At 73.1% G+C, this 19,543-nt stretch carries 16 protein-coding genes; all 16 read left to right on the top strand.

Annotated features, from left to right (window positions below; all coding sequences use genetic code 11):
• Positions 1–273: 273 nt before the first annotated feature.
• The 16 genes from LRM40_RS03565 (at position 274) to LRM40_RS03490 (ending at position 19,539) form a co-directional block, all read left to right on the top strand.
• Positions 274–2,187 (top strand): phage tail sheath subtilisin-like domain-containing protein, encoded by a 1,914-nt coding sequence (locus tag LRM40_RS03565; RefSeq protein WP_151122614.1) that lies wholly within the window; start codon positions 274–276, stop codon positions 2,185–2,187.
• 76 nt (positions 2,188–2,263) lie between these two features.
• Complete coding sequence (locus tag LRM40_RS03560; RefSeq protein ID WP_151122612.1) at positions 2,264–2,773, top strand: phage tail protein; 510 nt, start codon at positions 2,264–2,266, stop codon at positions 2,771–2,773.
• Between the two features lie 26 nt (positions 2,774–2,799).
• Positions 2,800–3,651, top strand: coding sequence for a hypothetical protein (locus tag LRM40_RS03555; RefSeq protein WP_151122610.1), 852 nt, complete (start codon positions 2,800–2,802; stop codon positions 3,649–3,651).
• 839 nt (positions 3,652–4,490) lie between these two features.
• The gene (locus LRM40_RS03550; RefSeq protein WP_211372933.1) at positions 4,491–4,703 is read left to right on the top strand and encodes a hypothetical protein; all 213 of its coding nucleotides are present in this window, start codon (positions 4,491–4,493) and stop codon (positions 4,701–4,703) included.
• A 17-nt stretch (positions 4,704–4,720) separates the two neighbouring features.
• A complete protein-coding gene (locus tag LRM40_RS03545) occupies positions 4,721–5,743 on the top strand; it encodes a Pvc16 family protein (protein WP_151122607.1) in 1,023 nt (340 codons plus the stop codon).
• Positions 5,744–5,756: 13 nt separating this feature from the next.
• Positions 5,757–7,103: an ATP-binding protein gene (locus LRM40_RS03540; RefSeq protein WP_231067708.1), complete on the top strand. Its 1,347-nt coding sequence runs from the start codon at positions 5,757–5,759 to the stop codon at positions 7,101–7,103.
• Positions 7,093–7,377, top strand: coding sequence for a hypothetical protein (locus LRM40_RS03535; RefSeq protein WP_151125782.1), 285 nt, complete (start codon positions 7,093–7,095; stop codon positions 7,375–7,377). Before LRM40_RS03540 ends, LRM40_RS03535 begins: the two co-directional genes overlap by 11 nt.
• 15 nt (positions 7,378–7,392) lie before the next feature.
• Entirely contained in the window at positions 7,393–8,046 is a 654-nt protein-coding gene (locus LRM40_RS03530) for a hypothetical protein (RefSeq protein WP_211373066.1), read from the top strand.
• Entirely contained in the window at positions 8,046–8,336 is a 291-nt protein-coding gene (locus tag LRM40_RS03525; RefSeq protein ID WP_151125781.1) for a LysM peptidoglycan-binding domain-containing protein, read from the top strand. Before LRM40_RS03530 ends, LRM40_RS03525 begins: the two co-directional genes overlap by 1 nt.
• Positions 8,337–8,356: 20 nt before the next feature.
• The gene (locus tag LRM40_RS03520; RefSeq protein WP_151125780.1) at positions 8,357–9,505 is read left to right on the top strand and encodes a phage late control D family protein; all 1,149 of its coding nucleotides are present in this window, start codon (positions 8,357–8,359) and stop codon (positions 9,503–9,505) included.
• Positions 9,505–10,323: a phage baseplate assembly protein V gene (locus LRM40_RS03515; protein ID WP_151125779.1), complete on the top strand. Its 819-nt coding sequence runs from the start codon at positions 9,505–9,507 to the stop codon at positions 10,321–10,323. The genes LRM40_RS03520 and LRM40_RS03515 overlap by 1 nt, the downstream gene beginning before the upstream one ends.
• A gap of 33 nt (positions 10,324–10,356) precedes the next feature.
• Positions 10,357–10,743 carry a GPW/gp25 family protein gene (locus tag LRM40_RS03510; RefSeq protein WP_151125778.1) on the top strand — a complete coding sequence of 129 codons (387 nt, stop codon included), beginning with the start codon at positions 10,357–10,359 and terminating at the stop codon, positions 10,741–10,743.
• Between the two features lies 1 nt (position 10,744).
• Positions 10,745–11,953, top strand: coding sequence for a baseplate J/gp47 family protein (locus LRM40_RS03505; protein ID WP_151125777.1), 1,209 nt, complete (start codon positions 10,745–10,747; stop codon positions 11,951–11,953).
• Positions 11,954–11,957: 4 nt separating this feature from the next.
• Positions 11,958–14,930, top strand: coding sequence for a baseplate J/gp47 family protein (locus LRM40_RS03500; RefSeq protein WP_151125776.1), 2,973 nt, complete (start codon positions 11,958–11,960; stop codon positions 14,928–14,930).
• Positions 14,927–16,588: a phage tail protein gene (locus LRM40_RS03495; protein ID WP_170288977.1), complete on the top strand. Its 1,662-nt coding sequence runs from the start codon at positions 14,927–14,929 to the stop codon at positions 16,586–16,588. Before LRM40_RS03500 ends, LRM40_RS03495 begins: the two co-directional genes overlap by 4 nt.
• A gap of 32 nt (positions 16,589–16,620) precedes the next feature.
• Positions 16,621–19,539: a DUF6519 domain-containing protein gene (locus LRM40_RS03490; RefSeq protein ID WP_151125774.1), complete on the top strand. Its 2,919-nt coding sequence runs from the start codon at positions 16,621–16,623 to the stop codon at positions 19,537–19,539.
• Positions 19,540–19,543 lie beyond the last annotated feature (4 nt).

Below are 19,543 nucleotides of genomic sequence, written 5' to 3'. Positions count from 1 at the left end.
CACCCCGCCGGCATGGCCCGCTGAGAGGACGCTGCAGCGCAGCATGCGCGACCTGTCCCCTGAACACAGGACAGTCCCCCAAGCGGGGGTAGACCACAGCAAGGCCCGGCGGACCTAATCTCTCCCTGTCAGCCGGAACGGGCAGAGCGCAGCTCCCACATGCGCCCGAGCTCCAGCAGTTCTTCTGGCGGCATGCAGTACCCACCGTCCCGATCCACCGCAGCACGGCCCCGGGTTCCTCCGGAGGCTCTGCCCATTGCCAGGAGACACAGCATGCCCAGCTACCTGCACCCTGGGGTCTACATGGAAGAGATCCCCAGCGGCGCCAAGCCGATCGAAGGGGTGTCCACCTCGATCGCCGCGCTGATCGGCGGCACCACCGAAGGCCCCATCGGCGAGCCGGTGCTGGTGCACAGCTGGGACGACTACAAGGCCCGGTTCGGCGGCATCCACAGCGAGACCGACGCGCTGGCCATCGCCGCCTTCAACTTCTTCCTCAATGGCGGGCGCGACGCCTACATCGCCCGCCTGGCCGACAACGCCCACACCGCCGCGCTGCCGGCCGGCACCCTGCCCGGTCGCAGCGGCGGCACGGCCACCGCCACCAACGTGCTGAGCCTGAGCGCCACCAGCGCCGGGGTCTGGGGCAATGCACTGCGGGTGCATGTCGTCCCGGCGGCCAGCGGCGTGCGCTTCAAGCTCGACGTGCTGCTGCACGACAGCGCCAGCAACACCGACAGCCTGCTGGAGAGCTTTGGCACGCTGTCGATGGACAGCTCGGACCCGGCCTACGCTCCCGTGGTGATCAACGGCGGCTCGCGCTATCTGCGGGCCGAGCTGGCCACCGACCTCCAGAACAACCCGGCCACCTACTACCTGGCGGGTGAAAGCGTCAGCGACGACCTCTCCGGTTTCGACTGGACCACGGTGCTGCCCACGATGAGCCTGACGCTCAACATCGACAACCTGGGCCCGCAGACCATCACGCTGGGCGCGGCGGCCGACGGCGCCTACAGCAGCGCCAGCGACGTGACCCAGGCCATCACCACCAAGGTGCTGGCCCTGGGCAGCGCCTACACCGGCTTCGCCTGCACCTTCGGGGGCGACAACAAGCTGCACCTGGCCTCCGGCAGCAAGACGGCCTTCTCCGCGGTGGTGGTGCGCCCCGGCCCGCTGGCCACCCTGCTGAAGCTGGGCACGGGCAATGGCGGCACCGAACTGCACGGCGCCCGCGACGTGGTGCCGCGCGACAACGGGCTGCAGGCGCTCACGCTGGGCAGCGACGGCGACGCCCCCACGGCCGACACCTACGCCAGCTTCTTCACCCGCCTGGCCAAGGTGCGCGACGTCAACATCGTGCTGCTGCCCGGCCAGACGCTGGACCCCAGCGGCGCCGCCAACCCGGTGATCGACCAGGCCATCACCCACTGTGAAAACACGGCCAACCGCATGCTGCTGGTGGACCCGCCGGCCGGCACCGAGCTGGACACCGCTGGCAAGGTGCAGGCCCTGAGCCCGCCCACCTCCACCTACACCGCGCTCTACTACCCCTGGGTGCGCATCGCCAACCCTTTCTACAACCGCGACACCCACCCCACCGCGCCCACCACGCTGCTGGCCGCGCCCTCAGCTTTTGCCGCCGGCATCTGGGCCCGCACCGACGGCACCCGCGGCGTCTGGAAGGCACCGGCCGGCGTGGAGGCGACCGTGCGCGGCATGGCCGGCCTGGAGTTCCAGGTCGAGGACGGCGAGCAGGACCAGCTCAACCCCGAGGGTGTGAACTGCCTGCGCAAGCTGCCCAGCTACGGCGCGGTGCTGTGGGGCACCCGCACCCTGTCCACCAAGGCCAACCCCGAGTGGCGCTACGTGCCGGTGCGGCGCACCGCGCTCTACATCGAGAGCAGCATCTACAACGGCATCCAGTGGGCGGTGTTCGAGCCCAACGACCACCGGCTCTGGTCCTCGCTGCGCGCCAATGTCGGCGCCTTCATGGACGGCCTGTTCCGGGCCGGCGCCTTCCAGGGCCAGAAGGCCTCGGACGCCTACTTCGTGCGCTGCGGCCTGGGCGACACCATGACCCAGGACGACATCGACCGCGGCATGGTCATCGCCATCGTCGGCTTCGCCCCGCTCAAGCCCGCCGAGTTCGTGATCGTACGCATCCAGCAGAAGGTGGGCCAGTCCTGAGGGACGCCACCACATGCCCCCGCACACCCGCACCGTCAGCCCCCTGGTCCCGTCCTTTCCCTGAGGAGACCCTCCCATGGCCGCTCCGATGTTCCCGGTCAACACGCACCGGCACGACCCCTACCGCACCTTCAAGTTCCAGATCCTCATCGACGGCAAGCCCGTGGCTGGGCTCAAGAAGATGGGCGCGCTCAAGCGCAAGACCGAGGCCATCAAGTGGCGCACCGCCGGTGACCCGAGCAAGGAACGCATCCTGCCCGGCGGCACCAGCTACGAGCCCGTCACGCTGGAGCAGGGCCTGTCGCACGACCCGGTGTTCGAGGGCTGGGCCAACCTGGTCAACAACATCGAGGGCGACGCCGCGATGTCGCTGAAGAACTTCCGCAAGGACATCGTCATCAACGTGCTGAACCTGCAGGGCCAGGTCGCACTGTCCTACAAGCTCTTCCGCGCCTGGGTGTCGGAATACCAGGCCCTGCCCGAGCTGGATGCTGGCGCGATGAACGCGGTCGGCATCCAGACCCTCACGCTGCAGCACGAAGGCTGGCAGCGTGACACCGCGGTGGGCGAGCCGGTCGAGAGCTGAGCCCCCGGAGCCGACCACCCCTGGCCATGAACGCGCTGGCTGCCCCCACCGACCTCCCGCCGCTGCCCGGCGGGCTGGTCGAACACGGCCAGCGCCGGCGGGACTGGGCCTTCCATCCACTCACCGGCGCGCTGGAGCTGGCCCTGGCCGAGGCGACCGAAGCCGCCCAGGACACCCCCGGCGCCGTGACCGCGGTGCTGAGCCAGGCCCTGGCCCGGCTGGCGGGAGAACCGCCCCAGCCCCACCGGGTGGCGGCCTTGTGTCTGGCCGACCGCCAGTTCCTGATGCGCCAGCTCGCCCAGCACCTGGACGAGGATCTCGGCACACCCACCCCGCAGTGGCTCAGCAGCCGCTGCCCGGCCTGCGACGCGCACTTCGACTTCGCGCTGGACCTGGCCACGCTGCCCGTCACCGAGGCCGGCCCCGGCTACCCCTGGGCCGAACTGGCCGGTGAGGACGGCGTGACGCGGCGCTTTCGCCTGCCGGTGGGTGCCGACCTCTCGGAGCTGGCCCACCAGCCCGACGACACGGTCGAGGCCTGGCTGCTGCAGCGCCTGGCCGAAGCACCCGACACCTTGCCCCTGGGCGAGCCCGCACAGATCGGTGCCTGGGCGGCGCGGGTCGAAGCCGCGCTGGACGCCATCGCCCCGGCCCTGGTGCTGCAGGTGCAGGCCGCCTGCCCCGAATGCGGCACCGCCCATGCGGTGGACCTGGACCCCTACGGCGCCCTGCGCCACCGCCCCGACACCCTGCTGCTGCAGGTTCACCGCCTGGCCTGGCACTACCACTGGTCGGAGGCCGAGATCCTGGCCCTGCCCCGGCCGCGCCGCCTGCGCTACCTGCAGCTGATCGACCAGGCCCGGGGCCTGTCGGCCTGAGGGCACGCACCATGGGCCTCTTCCACGACACCCTGCGCGACGCGCGACGCCCCCTGTCCACCGACCGGGGCGGCTGGCTGCGCCGCGCGGCTGCCCTGCCCGAGGGCGACACGCCCGAGGAGGCCCCCCTCGAACCGCCTGCCCCGCCCGAGGGCGGCCTGCAGACGGTGTTCCGGTTTCAGAAGGCGGGGGCTGCCGTGGCTGCGGCAGACCTCCGGGAGGCGTCACACCAGAAGGCGGATGGAAAACCGCCGACTGGCGACCCCTGGTCGGCAGGCACCGAGGTGGGCACACCCACGGGGTCTGCAATGCATTCCGTGAAGGATGAACAAAGTGAAAGCAACCTGGCAACAGGCATGACCGCACTGCCACGAGAGTCTGATGTGACGGATGCCCGTGCAGGGTCCGCAGTCCACGGTCGCCGGTCGTCTTGGATGTCCGGTCCGAGGTCTGAGGCCTCCCCTGCGTCGACGAGCCTCTCCGACACCGCAGCATCGCCAGTGAAGTCGAGCGAACACGATGTCTCGGACTTGAGCCGGGTTCCGGGTCGGGGCGCCCCTTCTGAATTCAATTCGGCATCCGAGGCCCTACCGGATGCCCCCACCTCGGCGGCACCCGTGCCCGCGCAGGCCTTGCTCGCGGCACGGCAGCAGCGCACCCGCGCTGCCTGGGCCGAACTGCAGCAGGGGCGGGACGGCCCTCTGCTCGCCGATCGCGCCGATGGTCTCGGTGGGGTCGATGCCACGCGCGCGTCACGCGTGGCCACGGCAGACGCAGACGCGTCCCCGCAGGCCGGTGCTCATGCCGCATGGAACGTCCTGCATACGGGCCTCCCGGCGATGCCGGGCCGCAAGCGACCCGCCGAGCCCGCCTCCACCTCGGCCGCCCTCCCCCCGGCGGCGCGCAGCGCAGCGCCGCCCGCCCCCGCCACACTGCACATCGGCCGCATCGACATCACGGTGCAGGCCCCAGCACCGCCCGCGCCGGCCCGCAACCCCGCCCCCGCGGTGGACAGCGCCTACCTGAGCCGCCACTACCTGCGGCGGCTCTGAGCGCAGAGGACGCGACGATGGCACTGGCCACCTCCCCGCTGTCCCTGGTCTGCAAGGCCTGGCGCGCCCACCTGGACAGCGCGCTCAACGGCCCGGACCGCAGCAAGGTCAACGTGGTGCTGGGCACCCCCGCCGGTGCCGCCAGCGCCGCGGGCGACGGCAGCCCGCACCACCAGGTCAACCTGTTCTTCTATCGCTTCGAGCCGGCCGGCCTCTTCCCCGACACGCTGCCCGGCGACACCGCCTGGGTGCGCGGCTTCTGCCTGGTCACCCCCTTCGCGGTGGGCGAGGACTCGGTGGGCGAGGGCGAGAACGACCTGCGCCTGCTGGGCGAGGTGCTGCGCCTGGCCCACGAACAGCCGGTGCTGCAGGTGCCGGTGGACGACACCGTCGTGCAGCTGCAGGTCATGCTGCAGCCCCTGGGCCTGGACGCGCTCAACCAGCTCTGGTCCACCCAGGGCGACGCGGTCTACCGCCCCTCGGCGCTGTTCGAGGTCTCGCTGCTGCCCGTCATCCCGGCCCAGCCCACCCTGGCCGGCCCCTGGGCTGGCGCCCTGGGCCTGGGGGTGCAGGCGCCCCTGACGGCAGAGGCCACCACACCCAGCGCCCGCGGCCCCGCCGTGCCGGCCATGGTGCCGGACCTGCGTCAGTCCGACTGGGCCCCCGCCCTGGCCTGGGTGCAGGACGGGCAGTGCGCGCTCAGCCTGGGCTTCGTCGTTGGCAGCCCGGCGCTGGCGGCCTTCACCCCGCGGCTGTGGCTGGCCGGCCAGCCCGGCATGCCGGTGACGCTGCACTGGCAGCACTGGAGCCGCACCCAGGGCTGGGTGGACCACCCGACCGTCACCGAGGCCCGCATCGCCAGCCCCGGCATCTGGCCCGACCAGGCCGCTGGCGCACCGCTGCTGGCCCTGCCGCTGCCGGACACCAGCCAGCCCGGCCAGTGGGCCCTGCACGCCGAACGCGCGTGGGTGCGGCCGGCCGACGGCGCGCCGCTGACGCTGCGCTCCAACCCCCTGCTGATCAGCCTCTCGGCGGCCTGAGCGGAGCCCGACCATGAACGCCCCGCGCCCCGACCTGCCCCTGCTGGCCGTGCTGGACCCGGAATGGCAGCGCCTGGACACGCTGGTCGCCTGCCTGTCGCGCCAGCGCGCCGGCCAGACCCTGGGTGAGGCCGAGCTGGCCCCGCTGCGCGCCCAGCAGGCCCAGGTGGATGCGCTGCGCGCGCCCGACGGCCCCTGGGCCGCCCTGCTGGGCCACACCCTGGAGCCGGTGGAACTGGACGCCCTGGTCTGCGCCCTGGCCCCCGAGCTGGAGCCGCGCCTGGGCTGGGCCTTCCAGGGCCTGCAGCCGGGCGCCACCCAGCCCTGGGCCAGCCGCGCCCTGGTGCAGGAGCTGCTGGCCCTGGACGCCAGCCAGGCCGAATGGCTGCGCCGCGCCCTGGCGCCCGAGGCCCCGCTGCGCCGCCTGGGCTGGCTGCGGCTGGAGGCCGACGACCCTTACCAGCCCCTGCGCGCCACGCCGGCCCTGTTGGCCCGGGTCTGCGGCCGGCCGGCCGAGCCCACGCCCCCGCCCGGCGCCAGCCCGGTGCCCGGCCATGCCGGCTGGGACGACCTGGTGCTGCCGGCCAGCCGCCTGGCCATGCTGCAGGAGTTCCTGCTGTGGATCACCCAGCGCGACACCGTGGTGGGCCGCTGGGGCGGCCGGGCCCACGGCGGGCCGGTGGCCCTGTTCGCCGGCCCCTCGGGCACCGGCAAGACCCTGGCCGCCAGCGTCATCGCCAGCGCCCTGGGCTGGCGCCTGTACCGGGTGGACCTGGGCCGCCTGGTCAGCAAGTACGTGGGCGAGACCGAGCAGAACCTCAACCGCCTGTTCGACGCCGCCGAGGGCCAGCCCATGGTGCTGCAGTTCGATGAGGCCGATGCACTGTTCGCCAAGCGCGGCGAGGTGAAGGAGGCCCGCGACCGCTACGCCAACCTGGAGGTCAGCCACCTGCTGACCCGCATCGAGGCCCACGACGGCCCCTGCATCCTGACCACCAACCTGCGCAAGCAGCTGGACCCGGCCTTCACCCGCCGCTTCCAGATGGTGGTGGAGTTCCCCCGGCCCGATGCGCCGGCCCGCGCCGAGCTGTGGCGCCGCCTGCTGCCGCCGCAGGCCCCGCGCAGCGCCGACCTGGACCCGGTCCTGCTGGGCGAGGCCGTGGCCCTCAGCGGGGGCAGCATCCGCAACGCGGCCCTGCACGCGGCCTTCCTGGCCGCCGCCCAGGGCCAGCCCATCGGCCTGGGCCATGTGGCGCATGCCGTCTGGCGCGAGCTGGCCAAGGAGGGGCGCGAACTCTCGCCCCAGGACCTGGGCCCACTGGCCCGCCACCTGCCCCCGGAGCTGCGCGATGAGGCTTGAGATCGACCACCTGGCACTGCAGCTGCCCGCCGGCTTCGAGGCCCGGGCGCCGCGCATCGCCCGCCTGCTGGGCGATGCCCTGGCCCGGCCCGAGCACCTGGGCGGCCTGCGCCTGGCGCACAACGCGGCCCTGCCCGCCCTGCAGCTGCCACCCCTGGCGGTGCAGACCGGCCACAGCGACGCCGCCATCGCCCAGCGCCTGGCCCAGGCCGTCACGGTCCAGGTGCACAGCGCCCTGGCGGCTTCACCCCTTGCCGGCGGCTCCGCCCGCTGACCCGGAGCCCGCCCCATGCCCCTGCTCTCTCCCATCCGCGGCTTCCTGGTCGAGTACGCGCTGGCCCTGCCCCCGCTGGTGCTGGCCTTCGACTTCAACCCGCAGACCCTGACCCGCAACCGCAGCGTCACCCTGACCCTGGGCAGCACCCCGGCCACCCGTGGCGGCTACGACTTCGCCCTGCCCACCGAAACCGCCCGCGTGGCCCAGGGTGTGGCGGTGGAGCCCGAGAGCTTCGATCTGGAGATCCTGCTGGACGCCACCGACCGCCTGAACGACGGCGAGCCCATCGCCACCGAGTTCGGCATCCAGCCCGAGCTGGACACGCTGCGCAGCATGGTCGAGCCCAAGACCCAGGGCCCCGGCGGTCTGCAGGTGCTGGCCAGCCTGGGCCTGGGCGGGCAACGCGCCTTCCAGCGCGCGCAATGCGCGTCGGTGCTGCTGTGGGTCTGGGGCCGGCACATCCTGCCGGTCTTCCTCAAGAGCATCGAGGTCACCGAATCGGCCCACCTGCCCAACCTGGTGCCCTACCGCGCCACGCTCAAGCTGGGCCTGCAGGTGATCGAGGGCAACAACCCCTTCTACGAGGCCGAGAAGCTGCAGCAGTTCATCGGCTCGGGCCTGAACACCGGCCGCACCGCCGGGGCCGCCATCGGAGGGCTGTTCTGATGTTCCTGAAACACTCCCGCTACCAGGACGCCCGCCGCTTCGAGCCCGCGGCCGACGGCAGCCTGCGCTGCAAGGGCACCCGCGCCCGCGAGATCGGCCCGGCCCCCGGCGTGATCGAGCATGTGGTGCGCGAGGGCGACCGCCTGGACCTGCTGGCCGGCCACTACTACAACGACCCGCGGCTGTGGTGGCGCATCCTGGACGCCAACCCCGACCTGGACGACGCGGCGTTGCTGTCGATGCGCGCCCGCGCTGGCGAGGTCATCCTGATCCCGCGGGCGCGGGACTGAGGGCGGGAACGGAGCCTGCCATGCTGCTCGACTTTCTCTCCGCCAAGGAACGCGCGCCCGCCGAGTGCCTGGTCAAGGTGAACGGCCAGGAGATCACGGCGCTCTACCCCTTTCTGCTGGAGATCACGGTGCAGTGCGGCCGCGCCGAGGCCGCCACCGCCTCGCTCACCTTCGAGACCCGGCGCGACGAGCTGGGCCGCTGGACGGTGCAGGACGCCGAGCTGCTGACGCCCTGGGCCCCGGTGGAGATCCACGCCGCCTTCGGCCACCGCACCGAGGAGGTGATGCGCGGCTACATCCGCGAGGTCAAGCTCGACACCCCGCAGGACGCCGGCGCCGCCCAGGTGCGGGTCGAATGCCAGGACGACTCCATCCGCCTGGACCGCGAACACCACCGCAAGACCTGGGGCAGCAGCACCCTGCCCAGCAGCGACCGCCTGCTGCTCATGGAGATCCTCTCCGGCTACGGCCTCTTGCCCCACCCCAAGAACGAAGGTGGGCAGGACCGGCTGGTGGGCATCGCCCAGGACGACACCGACATCAAGTTCCTGAAGTCGCGTGCCGAGTTCAACGGCTACGAGCTGATCTTCCGCGAGGGCCTGGTGTACTTCGGCCCCATGCGGCTGGACGCCGACCCGCAGGACACCTTGCTGATCTACGCTGGCGCGGACACCAACTGTCTGTCGCTGACCGCCCAGGTCAACGGCCACCAGGCCGATGCCGTGGCCTACGACGCCCCGGCCGAGAGCGGCGATGGCGTGAGCCCGACCACGGTGGACCCGAACCTGACGGTGCTGGGCCGCCAGCGGGCCGACAGCCGCGCGGCCGGGCTGGAGCCTTTCGTCTGGCGTTTGCAGGCCGAGGCCGGCGCCGACGCCAACCGCCTGCAGGCCCTGGCGCAGCAGAAGGCCAACGAACTCGACATCCAGCGCGTGCATGCCGAGGGCGAGCTCGACGGCACGCTCTACGGCCATGTGCTGCAGGCCGGCCTGCCGGTGGGTGTGGATGGCTTGGGCGACTGGCTCTCCGGCACCTACTACGTGGACACCGTGACCCACACCTTCAACCCCCAGGGCTACCGCCAGCGCTTCACGCTGTTGCGCAACGCCCTGGGCGACAACCTCGGTGCGCTGCCCGGCCTGGGCGGCGTGCTGGCCCAGGTGCTGTGATGCAAGACGCCCTGCTGCAACAGATCGCCCAGCGGGACGCCCAGCGCCGCGCCTGGGGCAAGTACCGCGGCTTCGTGGTGGACAACCAGGACCCGCAGAAGATGGCCCGCGTGAAGCTGCGCGTGCCGGCCCTGCTGGGCGAGGCCGAGACCGACTGGGCCCTGCCCTGCCTGCCCTGCGGCGGCCTGTCCAACCAGGGCTTCTTCGCCGTGCCCCAGGTGGGCGCCCAGCTCTGGGTGGAGTTCGAGGGCGGCAGCCTGGACCACCCGATCTGGACCGGCACCTTCTGGCAGGCCGCGGGCGACATCCCCCCCGAGGTGCAGGACCCGCCCACCACCACGCTGCTGCGCAGCCCCCAGGGCCACACCCTGCTGCTGGAGGACAAGTCCGGCGACGAGGACGTGCTGCTGGCCCACCTGGGCGGCGCCCAGCTGGAGATGAACAAGGACGGCAACCTGGCCCTGACCGACCAGGCCGGCGCCACGCTGACGCTGGACGCGAAGAACGGCAAGGTGGTGCTGCAGGACGCCAACGGCAACACCCTCACGCTGGACAGCAGCGGCGCCAAGCTGGAAGACGCCAACGGCAACACCGTCGAGATGAGCGCCTCGGGCGTCAAGGTCAGCGCCAGCGCCGTCATCACGCTCGAAGGCAGCCAGGTCGCCCTCGGTGGCTCGGGCGGTGAGCCGGTGATCAAGGGCACCAGCTTCCTCACCCTGTTCGCCACCCATGTGCACCCCACCGCGATGGGCCCCTCGGGCCCGCCCATCCCGCAGGGCGAGATGAGCAGCCTGTCCACCAAGGTGACGACCGCCTGAGCGGCGGCACCGCGACACCCCAGGAGACACCCCATGGCCCGCCGACTGGTCGACCCGCCCTACCTGGCCTTCCCGCTGCGCGTGGGCACGGCCGGCCCCGTGCTGGCCGAGCGCAGCGCCCACATCCGCCACCAGATCGAGCAGGTGCTGTTCACGCTGCCGGGCGAGCGGGTGTTCCGGCCCGAGTTCGGCGCCGGGGTGAAGGCCCTGGTCTTCGAGCCCAACGACTCGCCGATGTGGCAGGTCACGCGGCGGCGCCTGCTGGCCTCGCTGGCCGAGGCCCTGCAGGGCGAGGTGGACCCGCGCAGCCTGGAGGTCGAGGTCGACGGCGAGGACGCCACGCTGCAGATCCGCGTGGCCTACACGCTGGCGGCCATCGGCCACCGCGACAGCCAGACTTTCACCTTGCAGAGCGCCTGACATGGCCCAGGACCCGACCCCCGTCGTGCAGTACGGCCTGGGCTGCTGCCCGGATTGCGGCCAGCGCCAGGTGGACCTGCCGGACCTGCTGCCCGCGCTGGGCGACGACTTCGACTGGGACCAGCGCGACTACGACGGCTTTCGCCTGTTCATGCTGCAGGAGCTGGCCGCGCGCTACCCCGAGCGCAGCCGCTGGACCCCGGCCGATGTGGAGGTGGCCCTGGTGGAGGTGCTGGCCTGCGCGCTGGACCAGCTCTCCGACGCCATGGACCGCGCCGCCGCCGAGGGCTGGCTGGAGACCGCGCGCCAACCCGCCTCGGTGCGCCGCTGGCTGAGCCTGATCGGCGATGACGTGCTGGGCCGGGCGCAGCGCCTGGGCCTGCCGCCCTTCGACGCCCCGCCGGCCGCGGGCGACACCCGCAGCGACGCCCAGCGCTTCGACGCCTGGTGGTTGGACCACCCGGAGAAGATGGACCAGGCCCGGCTGGACGGCCCGCGCGCGGTGCACGACCAGCACCGCATGGTCACGGTGGACGACTACGCCGCCCGCCTGGAGGACCACCCCCTGGTGCTGCGCGCCCACGCCTGGGAACGCTGGGACGGCAGCTGGACCACCGTGCATGTGGCCGTGGTGCCCTGGGCCCTGCTGGACCTGGACGAGCCCATCGACAAGGGCGTGGCCACCGATGCGCTCAACGACGCGGTCTGGGCCGAGACCGTGGCCTTCCACGCCGAGCTGGGCCTGGCCCTACCCGCGCGGGCGCTGCGGCCCAGCGTGCGCAGCGTGCTCTACCCCTATCTGGAGGACTGGCGCATGGTGGGCCAGGAGGTGGTGCTGGAACGCGCGGTGGAGGTCGGCATCGTGCTGGGCCTGGCCATCCAGGTGGACCCGGACTACTTCCAGTCCGAGTTGCGGCGCGCGGTGGAACGGGCCCTGGGCACCGGCCCGGGCGGCTTCTTCGCGCCGGGCCGGCTGCGCTTTGGCGAGGACCTCTGGGCCAGCGACCTCTACCAGGCGCTGATGGCCCTGGACGGGGTGCAGAACGTCTGCATCAACCGCTTCAAGCGCCTGGGCGACCGCTACCCCGACGAATCGGCCAGCGGCCGCATCGCCCTGGAAGGGCTGGAGATCGCCGTCTGCGACAACCTGCCCAACCGGCCGCAGCGCGGCTTCTACACACTGCGCCTGAACGGCGGACGCAAGGGCTGAGGCCATGACCCCGAACACCCTGCCCCCGGACCTGACGCGCTGGAACCGCGCCGGCCTCTCGCGCTTCGACTACCTGGACGGCCACGGCGCCGCCTGGCTGGAACGGCTGCGCCACGACCTGGCCCAGGCCTTCCCGGGCTGGCCGCTGTGGGCCCAGCTGCCCGCGCCGCCGGCCGACCCGTCCACCGAAACCGAGGACGAACGGCTGCAGCGCCTGGCCGCGCTCTACGCCGCCGACCCCGACGACCTGCTCTGGCAGCTGGTGCGGCAGTTCGCCCGCTCGGCCCATGTGCTGGGCGTGCACCTGGACGCCCAGGCCAACGAGGGCTATCTGCGCACCGCCAGCCAGTGGGACAGCCTGCGCCGCCTGCTGGCCGTGCTGGACGAGGCACCGCGCCCGCCGGCCTCGGCCGCCACCCCGCTGGCCCTGCTGCTCAAGCCCGGCCTGGCCGGCACGGTGGCCGCCGGCCTGCAGGTGCAGCACCTGCCCGCCAGCGGCGCCCCCTTGGTCTTCGAGACCCTGGCCGACCTGGCCGCCGACGCCGCCTTCAACACCCTCTACGCCCGCGACCACCTGGCCAACCCGGCCTGGCTGGCCGGCAGCACACTGACCCTGGACCGCGGCGTGGACGAGCTCAAGGCCGGCGAGCCGCTGGTGCTGGAGGACACCCAGCTCCAGCGCCTGTCGGCCCACCGCATCGAAGGCGTGTTCACCCTGCCCGACGGGCGCAGCCGCGTGAGCATCAGCCCGGCCGTGCCCAAGACCGCGGCCCTGCACTTCACGGCCGGCCACACCCTCGTGCACCTGCTGCCCAAGGACCGGCTGGCCCCGCGCGGCCCGGCCAGCGAAGGCGTGGCCGAGGCCGGCCACAGCCTGCAGCTGGCCGTGCCCTCAGGCACCCTGGCCGCGGGCGACCTGGTGCTGGTGCGGGCGGTGGACGACAAGCCCCGCTACCGCCGCATCAAGGCCGTGCACGCCGACCGCCTGGTCTTCACCCAGGCCCTGGGCGCGCTGCGCCTGCTGGGCGCCACGGTGGACCGGCCCGTCACCGTACCGCTGACCGACATGGCCGAAGCCACCCGCCGCCGCACCGTGCAGGAGGACGGCACGGTGGTGCTGCTGGTCTATGCGGCGGGCGACTGGTCGCGCCTGGCCGGGCTCTGGCTCTCGCATGCCAGCCAGCTGCAGAGCGGCACCCAGACACGCGAGGTCTGGCCCACCTACCGCTGCCTGCATGCCAAGTACGTGCCGGTGGACACCAGCCGCGAGCGCCTGCAGCCCGACGACCGCCCGGGCTACACCGCCCTGAGCGTGACCTGGCACCCCGACACCGACGACGTGCCTGGCGACGCCCAGCTGGAACTCTTCAACCCGCAGACCCTGCTGGCCCCGCCGCCCGGCGCCGGCGCCTGGGCGGTGGACAGCTTCCTGAACGCCAGCGTGCAAGGCCACCTGCCTCCCGCGCTGCTGACCAGCGCCAGCAAGCAGGCCGCCGCCGGCGACCTGGCCGTGGTGATGCGCGCCGGCCAGCTGGCCTGGGCCCGCCTGGCCAGCGTGGCCGCCGACCCGGACCGCCCCCAGGCCACACTGACCGCCGAAAAGCCCTGGGAAGACCGCGGCGGCGGCCCCTGGTTCCTCAGCCGCAGCACGGTGTTCGCCCATTTCAAGCTGCAGGCCCGGGTGCAGGACTGGCAGCGCAACACCACGCCGCTGAGCGGCACCTGGCTGGACACCGAGCCCCTGCCGCCCAGTCTGCCCCTGCACCGGCGGGTGGTGGTGGCCAATGGCAGCGCCGCCGTGGCCACCACGGTCGAAGAAATCGCCCCCGATGGCCAGCGCCTGCGCCTGGCCGACGCCCTGCCGGCCGGCAGCACGGCCGGCAACCTGGTCCTCTACGCCAATGTGGTGGAGACCGGCCATGGCGTGGCCCGGCCCGAGCGCGTGCTGGGCAGCGGCGACGCCACCCGCAACCTGCAGCAGTTCACGCTGGCGGTGGCCGAGGTGAGCTGGGTGGCCGACCCGCTGATGGCCGCCGGCGTGCGGGCCGACCTGCAGCTCTCGGTGGCAGGCGAGACCTGGCAGCCCATCGCCAACCTCAAGGACGCCGGCCCGGCCGAGGCCCGCTACCAGGTGCGACTGGACCAGGACGGCTTTCTGAGCCTGCAGTTCGGCGATGGCCGCCATGGCCGGCGCCTGCCCAGCGGGGCCAACAATGTGCGGGTGCGCTACCGCCAGGGCGTGGGCCTGGCGGGCAACCTGCCGCCCGACGCCCTGGCCCAGCTGGTCAAGCCCCACCCGCTGATCGACGGCCTGGTGCAGGCCCTGCCCAGCAGTGGCGGGGCCGACCGCGAGGCCCCCGAGGACCTGCGCCAGCGCGGCCCCTCCACCCTGCTGGCCCTGGACCGGGCCGTTTCGCTGGACGACTTCGCCCAGCTGGCGCGCGGCCATGCCAGCGTCTGGCAGGCGGCGAGCTTTCGCCTGCCGCCTGGGCGCGGGCGCAGCGAGCGCATCGAGCTGGTGGTGATGGCCGCCGGTGGCGAGCCGCCCACACCGGCCCTGGCGGCCGAGCTGCAGGCCTTTCTGGCCGCCCGCGCCCTGCCCGGCGTGGCCCTGAACGTCAGCGGCGTGCAGACCCAGCGCTTCGGCCTGAACGTCACCGTGCGGGTGCGCAGCGACGCCTTCGACCCCGAGGCCGTCAAGGCCGCCGTGCGCGCCGCGCTGGGCGAGGCCTTCTCACCGCGCCGACGCGCCCTGGGCCAGCCGCTCTACCGTGGCGAGGTCTACCAGGTGGTCGAGTCGGTGACCGGTGTGGAGAACGCCGATGCGCTGATCACCGTGAACGCCGCCACCCGCGCCGCGCTGGACCGGGTGGTCGAGGTGGGCGGCGTGCCCATGGTGGCCACGCCCACCCCACGCCAGTGCCTGCTGCTGGACACCGCGGCCCTGACGCTGCAACACCAGGAGTACAGCCTGTGAGCACCCCCACCTCCGATCCCCGCTACGCCGAGCTGCTGCGCGCCTGGCTGCCCGCCGTCTGGCGCGAGCGCGACGCCGAGACCGCCGACAGCAGCGGCCAGGGCGACCTGGACAAGCTGCTGGGCGCCTTCGGCGGCCTGCTCGATGCCTTCCGCGCCACCATCGCCCAGCGCCGGGTCGACCCCTTCCCCGATGCCCAGGCCGATGGCCGGCACTGCCAGCCCTGGCTGCTGCCCTACATCGCCGACCTGCTGGACGTGCGCCTGGTGTCGCCCGACGAGGCGGGGCGCCGGGCCGAGCTGGCCTCGGCCGTGGCCTGGCGCCAGCGCAAGGGCACCCGGGTGGCGGTGGAGCAGATCGCCGAGGCGGTGGGCCAGTTCGAGGTGGAGGTCCACGAAGGCTGGAAGCGCGTGGCCCTGACCCCGCGGGTGGACCGCCCCCTGCTGCCCGAGAGCAGCTATGGCGAGGCCCCCGTGCCCGAACCCGCCACGCCCGCGCTGCGCGCCGGCCACCCGGGCCTGCCCGCCACCACGCCGGACCTGCGCCAGGGCTCGCGCGCGCTGCGCTGCGCCCCCGACCACCCGGCCGCCCACACCAGCACCTTCGGCGGGCAGCGCGCCAGCTGGTGGCAGGTGCACCGGCACGGCGTGCCCTGCCTGCCCGGCAGCTACCAGGATGTCTCACGCCGCACGGTGGACCTGCGCCGCCCGCCGGGCGAGGCCGAGCTGGGCATCGGCCCTTACCACCCGCGCCGGGTGCCGCTGTTCCTGCCGCCGCCCGAGGGCCACTGCTCGGCCCATGCGCTGAGCCTGAACTGGCCGCCGGTGGCCAGCTGGGACGGCTTCACGCACGAGAAGCTGCGCTACCGCCGCGAGGAGGGCTACCGCTGGAACGGCGAGACGGTGGTGCGCCACGTCTGGACCGGCCTGGACAGCGTGCCCGTCAAGCTGCGCGGCGTGCTGCAGCTGGACGAGCGCGCGGTCTACCGCTTCGAGAACCTCTGGCTGGACAACCAGCTCAAGGTCAGCCAGGGCGCGGTGGAGCTGGACCACTGCGCCGCCCGGCAGCTGCACATCGGCACCGCCGAGCGCCTGGCCCCGGTGGTGGCTGCCCGCGCCAGCCTGCTGCGCAAGCTGGAGGCCGCCCGCGGCCTGGTGCAGCTGGAGTACGTGACCGTGCTGGACACCCTGCTGGCCGAGCGCCTGAACGCCAGCGACTGCATCCTGATGCCACCGCTGCGCAAGGACCTGGCGGACAACGACGTGCCCGAAGCCGGCTGCGTGCGCCACAGCCGGCTCTGGTACCTGCCGCTGGACGCCGACCCGCTGGACCCCGAGCTGCCCAACGATCCGAACTGGCTGGCCCAGGGCCTGCGCTCGGCCCTGTGCGCCATCCGCACCAACTGCACCACCGCCCACCCGGTCTTTCTGAACACCCACTTCGGCCAGCCCGGCTGCGGCGTGCTGCACCCGGCCTCGCCCGCGGCCATCCAGGGCGGGGCGGAGGACGGCGGCGAGCTCGGGGCGTATCACGAAGACCGCCATGTGCTGCGCCGCCGCGCCGTGCTCGACAAGCTCGCCGAGGTGCTGCCCGCCGGCACCGAGGCCCTGCTGATCCTCGACCCCACGCTGGCCTGCCTGCCCCCGCAGGGCCATTGAACGCCGCCGCCCCACCGCAGGGAACCAACACCATGACCACCCAGATCTCCCGAGACAGCTTCGCCCCGGAGCAGCGCTACTCCGGCCTCTACCTGCAACAGGGCCGGATGATCCTGGACGCCGACTGGAACGAGCTCAGCGACCTGCAGAAGAGCCGGCTGGCCGAGGCCCTGCGCGACGCCATCGCCAGCGGCGCCCCGCGCAGCGGCGGCCTGGCCCTGGTGGCCGACGCGGGCGACGGCGGCAAGGTCAAGGTGCAGCCCGGCGTGCTCTATGTGGACGGCGTGCCGGCCCGCTTCCCCGGCAGCGCCCTGACCGCCCTGACGGCCCAGCCCGACTACCCCTGGGCCGGCGCCTACCCGGGCAAGAAGCTGGTGCTCTATGCCGATGTGTGGGACCGCCCGGTCACCGCGCTGGAGCGGCCCGAGTTGATGGACCCGGCCCTGCACGGCGCCGACACCGCCACCCGCAGCCAGACCCTGCTGCAGGTGAAATGGTGCGCCAACACCCTGGATCCGCTGGACCCGGCCGTCAACCCGCCGATCGGCAACGGCCTGGCCACGCTGACCCTGCGCAAGATCGACAGCGGCAGCGACCCCTGCAACCCCTGCGCCGCCCAGGTGGCGGTGAACGAGCGCCTGGGCAACTACCTGTTCCGCGTCGAGGTGCACGACGTGGACCCCGCCGCCAAGACGGTGACGCTGAAGTGGTCGCGCGACAACGGCGCCGAGGCCTGCGCCAGCGCCACGCCGCCGCCCGGCTTCGACCAGGGCGACTGGGTGTGGGAGTACTTCGACGCCGACACCGAACGCCTGCTGGGCCTGCACCTGAACGGCTCCACGCCCAAGCCGCGCGGGCTGATCCACGAGGCCTGGAACGTGCCCACCGGCGCCGACGAACCGAAGGCCTTCGCCCGCCAGTGGGACGGCTACGGCGTCTTCCGCACCGACACCGGCGCCCTGGTCAAGGGCCGCGACCGCGGCGTGACCCTGGCCACCGCAGCGGCCGGCGACCCGGCCCACGGCAGCTGCTGGGTGGCCGGCAACGACCTGCTGGTCAACCTCGAGAACCTGGCCCTGCGCCTGAGCGTCAAGAGCCGCCAGTTCGTGCCTGGCGACCACTGGCTGGCCACCATCCGCGAGGCGGTGCAGGCCAGCGGCGACGTGGTGCTCAACCAGGCCCCGCCGCAGGGCGTGCGCCACCACTTCCTGCGCCTGGGCACCCTGCTGGACGACGGCAGCCTGCAGCCCCCCACCGACGCCGAACGCCGGCGCCTGGCCTTCCCGCCGCTGAGCGACCTGCGCGCCGCCGACGTGGGCTTCACCGAGCAGTGCAACCCCCTGTTCCACGGCGCCCAGAACGTGCAGCAGGCCCTGGACGCCCTGTGCAATCTGGGCGCGCAGAACGTGCACTACACGCCGCCGGCCTGCGCGGTGGAGCCCAGCGTGCGCAGCCTGCTGGGCCTGGCCAACAGCCCCAGCACGGTGGACGTGGTGCTGGACGCCCTGCTGTGCGGCCTGCGCGCCAACGATGTGCCGCTGGACAAGAGCGACGCCGCGCTGTGCAGCGACCTGAAGGCCGACTCGGTGGTGACGGTGCAGGACGCGCTCAAGGCCCTGTGCCTGCACAGCGGCGGCTGCGAGGTCGTCGTGCGCGACAGCGATCAGCTGATGAAGCGCCTGAAGCAGGCCGCCGAGGACAAGAAGGGCAACCTGTGGCTCAAGCTCTGCGCCGGCACTTACGAGATCCCCGAGGACCTGAGCCTCACCAGTCTCACCAGCCTGCGCCTGAGCGGCGAGAGCGCCGCGGCCAGCCAGATCATCGTCGGGGCCCAGCGGCTGCGGCTGCAGGCCGGGGCCATCGTGCTGGAGGACCTGGGCTGGACCTTCAAGCAGCCCGCGGCCCAGCTGGGCCTGCAGGGCGCCACCGTGACGGTACGCGATTGCACCGGCCTGCGCGAGGCCGAACAGCCCGGCGGGCCGGCCCTGGTGCAGGTGGCCTCGCCCGAGGGCCAGACGGCCACCCTGCACTGGCAGTCCAGCGACTGGACCGCCTGGGTGGCCCCCGACCTGAAGTTCGGCTGGAAGCCCGGTGGGGCCACGGCCGCCGACAAGGACTTCCTCAAGACCTTGCAGAGGCATGTGGAGAACCTGCTGAAGCAGGCGCCGGCCGAGGCGCTGGACAAGAGCCTGGCCCAGCTGGCGGAGGCCTGGCAGGCGCTGGGCGTGGAACGCTGGCGCGCCTGGTCGGCGGCCCTCCCCAAGGCACCGCTGATCCCGCGGGTGCGCTACCTGGCCCAGGGTCAGCCGCAGGTGGCCCGCCTGAGCCAGCTGCCGCAGTTCCTGGGCAGTGGCGGCACCGCCTCGGCCGAGCAGATCCAGACCGCCCTGGACGGGCTGGCCCGCCTGGTGGCCGCCGGCCAGCCGGACCACGTGCTGGCCCTGGCCGACACGCAGGTGGGCGGCGACATCGGCCACAGCCGGCTGCAGGGTTGGCTGCTGATGCTCAACGGGCTGAAGGAAGGGTCGCCCACCACCCCCCCCACCCTGCATGCGGTCCAGGTCAGCCCGGTGGTGACGCCCGGCGGCGCCACCCTGCGGATCGCGGACGTCAGTCTCAGCGGCGTGCGCAGCGCCCAGCCCCCCAAGGCGGTGGACGGCAGCAGCGGCACGCTCCAGGCCAGCGTGCCCGGCCTGGGCCGGCTGCTGTTGGACCAGAACCGCTTCGAGTGGCCCGGCAGCGTCTTCACCGCCGGCGGCTGGATCGGCCAGGGCAACACCTGGGACTTCGACGCCTTCGACAACCTGCGCCCCGGCGTGGCCCTGTGCGACCGCGCCACCTTCACCGGCAATGTGCTGGAGGGCTACACCGACAACACCCACATCCCCTGCACGGCCGGCGGCATGCAAAGCGGCCTGAACGTGCTGATCGAGCTGCGACCGCCGCAGTGAGGCC

Origin of the sequence: Ideonella dechloratans (assembly GCF_021049305.1) — a bacterium.
GTDB classification, from domain to species: Bacteria; Pseudomonadota; Gammaproteobacteria; order Burkholderiales; family Burkholderiaceae_C; genus Ideonella; species Ideonella dechloratans.
The sequence above is the reverse complement of the archived record's forward strand: the minus strand, read 5'-3'. Positions and strand labels throughout refer to the sequence as shown.

Excerpts from the sequence above, each read along its gene's own strand:
- LRM40_RS03555 (WP_151122610.1), top strand. The coding sequence starts at position 2,800 with ATGAACGCGCTGGCTGCCCCCACCGACCTCCCGCCGCTGCCCGGCGGG.
- LRM40_RS03510 (WP_151125778.1), top strand. The coding sequence starts at position 10,357 with ATGGCCCGCCGACTGGTCGACCCGCCCTACCTGGCCTTCCCGCTGCGC.
- LRM40_RS03490 (WP_151125774.1), top strand. The coding sequence starts at position 16,621 with ATGACCACCCAGATCTCCCGAGACAGCTTCGCCCCGGAGCAGCGCTAC.
- LRM40_RS03525 (WP_151125781.1), top strand. The coding sequence starts at position 8,046 with ATGTTCCTGAAACACTCCCGCTACCAGGACGCCCGCCGCTTCGAGCCC.
- LRM40_RS03560 (WP_151122612.1), top strand. The coding sequence starts at position 2,264 with ATGGCCGCTCCGATGTTCCCGGTCAACACGCACCGGCACGACCCCTAC.
- LRM40_RS03540 (WP_231067708.1), top strand. The coding sequence starts at position 5,757 with ATGAACGCCCCGCGCCCCGACCTGCCCCTGCTGGCCGTGCTGGACCCG.
- LRM40_RS03520 (WP_151125780.1), top strand. The coding sequence starts at position 8,357 with ATGCTGCTCGACTTTCTCTCCGCCAAGGAACGCGCGCCCGCCGAGTGC.
- LRM40_RS03565 (WP_151122614.1), top strand. The coding sequence starts at position 274 with ATGCCCAGCTACCTGCACCCTGGGGTCTACATGGAAGAGATCCCCAGC.
- LRM40_RS03530 (WP_211373066.1), top strand. The coding sequence starts at position 7,393 with ATGCCCCTGCTCTCTCCCATCCGCGGCTTCCTGGTCGAGTACGCGCTG.
- LRM40_RS03545 (WP_151122607.1), top strand. The coding sequence starts at position 4,721 with ATGGCACTGGCCACCTCCCCGCTGTCCCTGGTCTGCAAGGCCTGGCGC.
- LRM40_RS03535 (WP_151125782.1), top strand. The coding sequence starts at position 7,093 with ATGAGGCTTGAGATCGACCACCTGGCACTGCAGCTGCCCGCCGGCTTC.
- LRM40_RS03550 (WP_211372933.1), top strand. The coding sequence starts at position 4,491 with ATGCCGGGCCGCAAGCGACCCGCCGAGCCCGCCTCCACCTCGGCCGCC.
- LRM40_RS03505 (WP_151125777.1), top strand. The coding sequence starts at position 10,745 with ATGGCCCAGGACCCGACCCCCGTCGTGCAGTACGGCCTGGGCTGCTGC.
- LRM40_RS03515 (WP_151125779.1), top strand. The coding sequence starts at position 9,505 with ATGCAAGACGCCCTGCTGCAACAGATCGCCCAGCGGGACGCCCAGCGC.
- LRM40_RS03500 (WP_151125776.1), top strand. The coding sequence starts at position 11,958 with ATGACCCCGAACACCCTGCCCCCGGACCTGACGCGCTGGAACCGCGCC.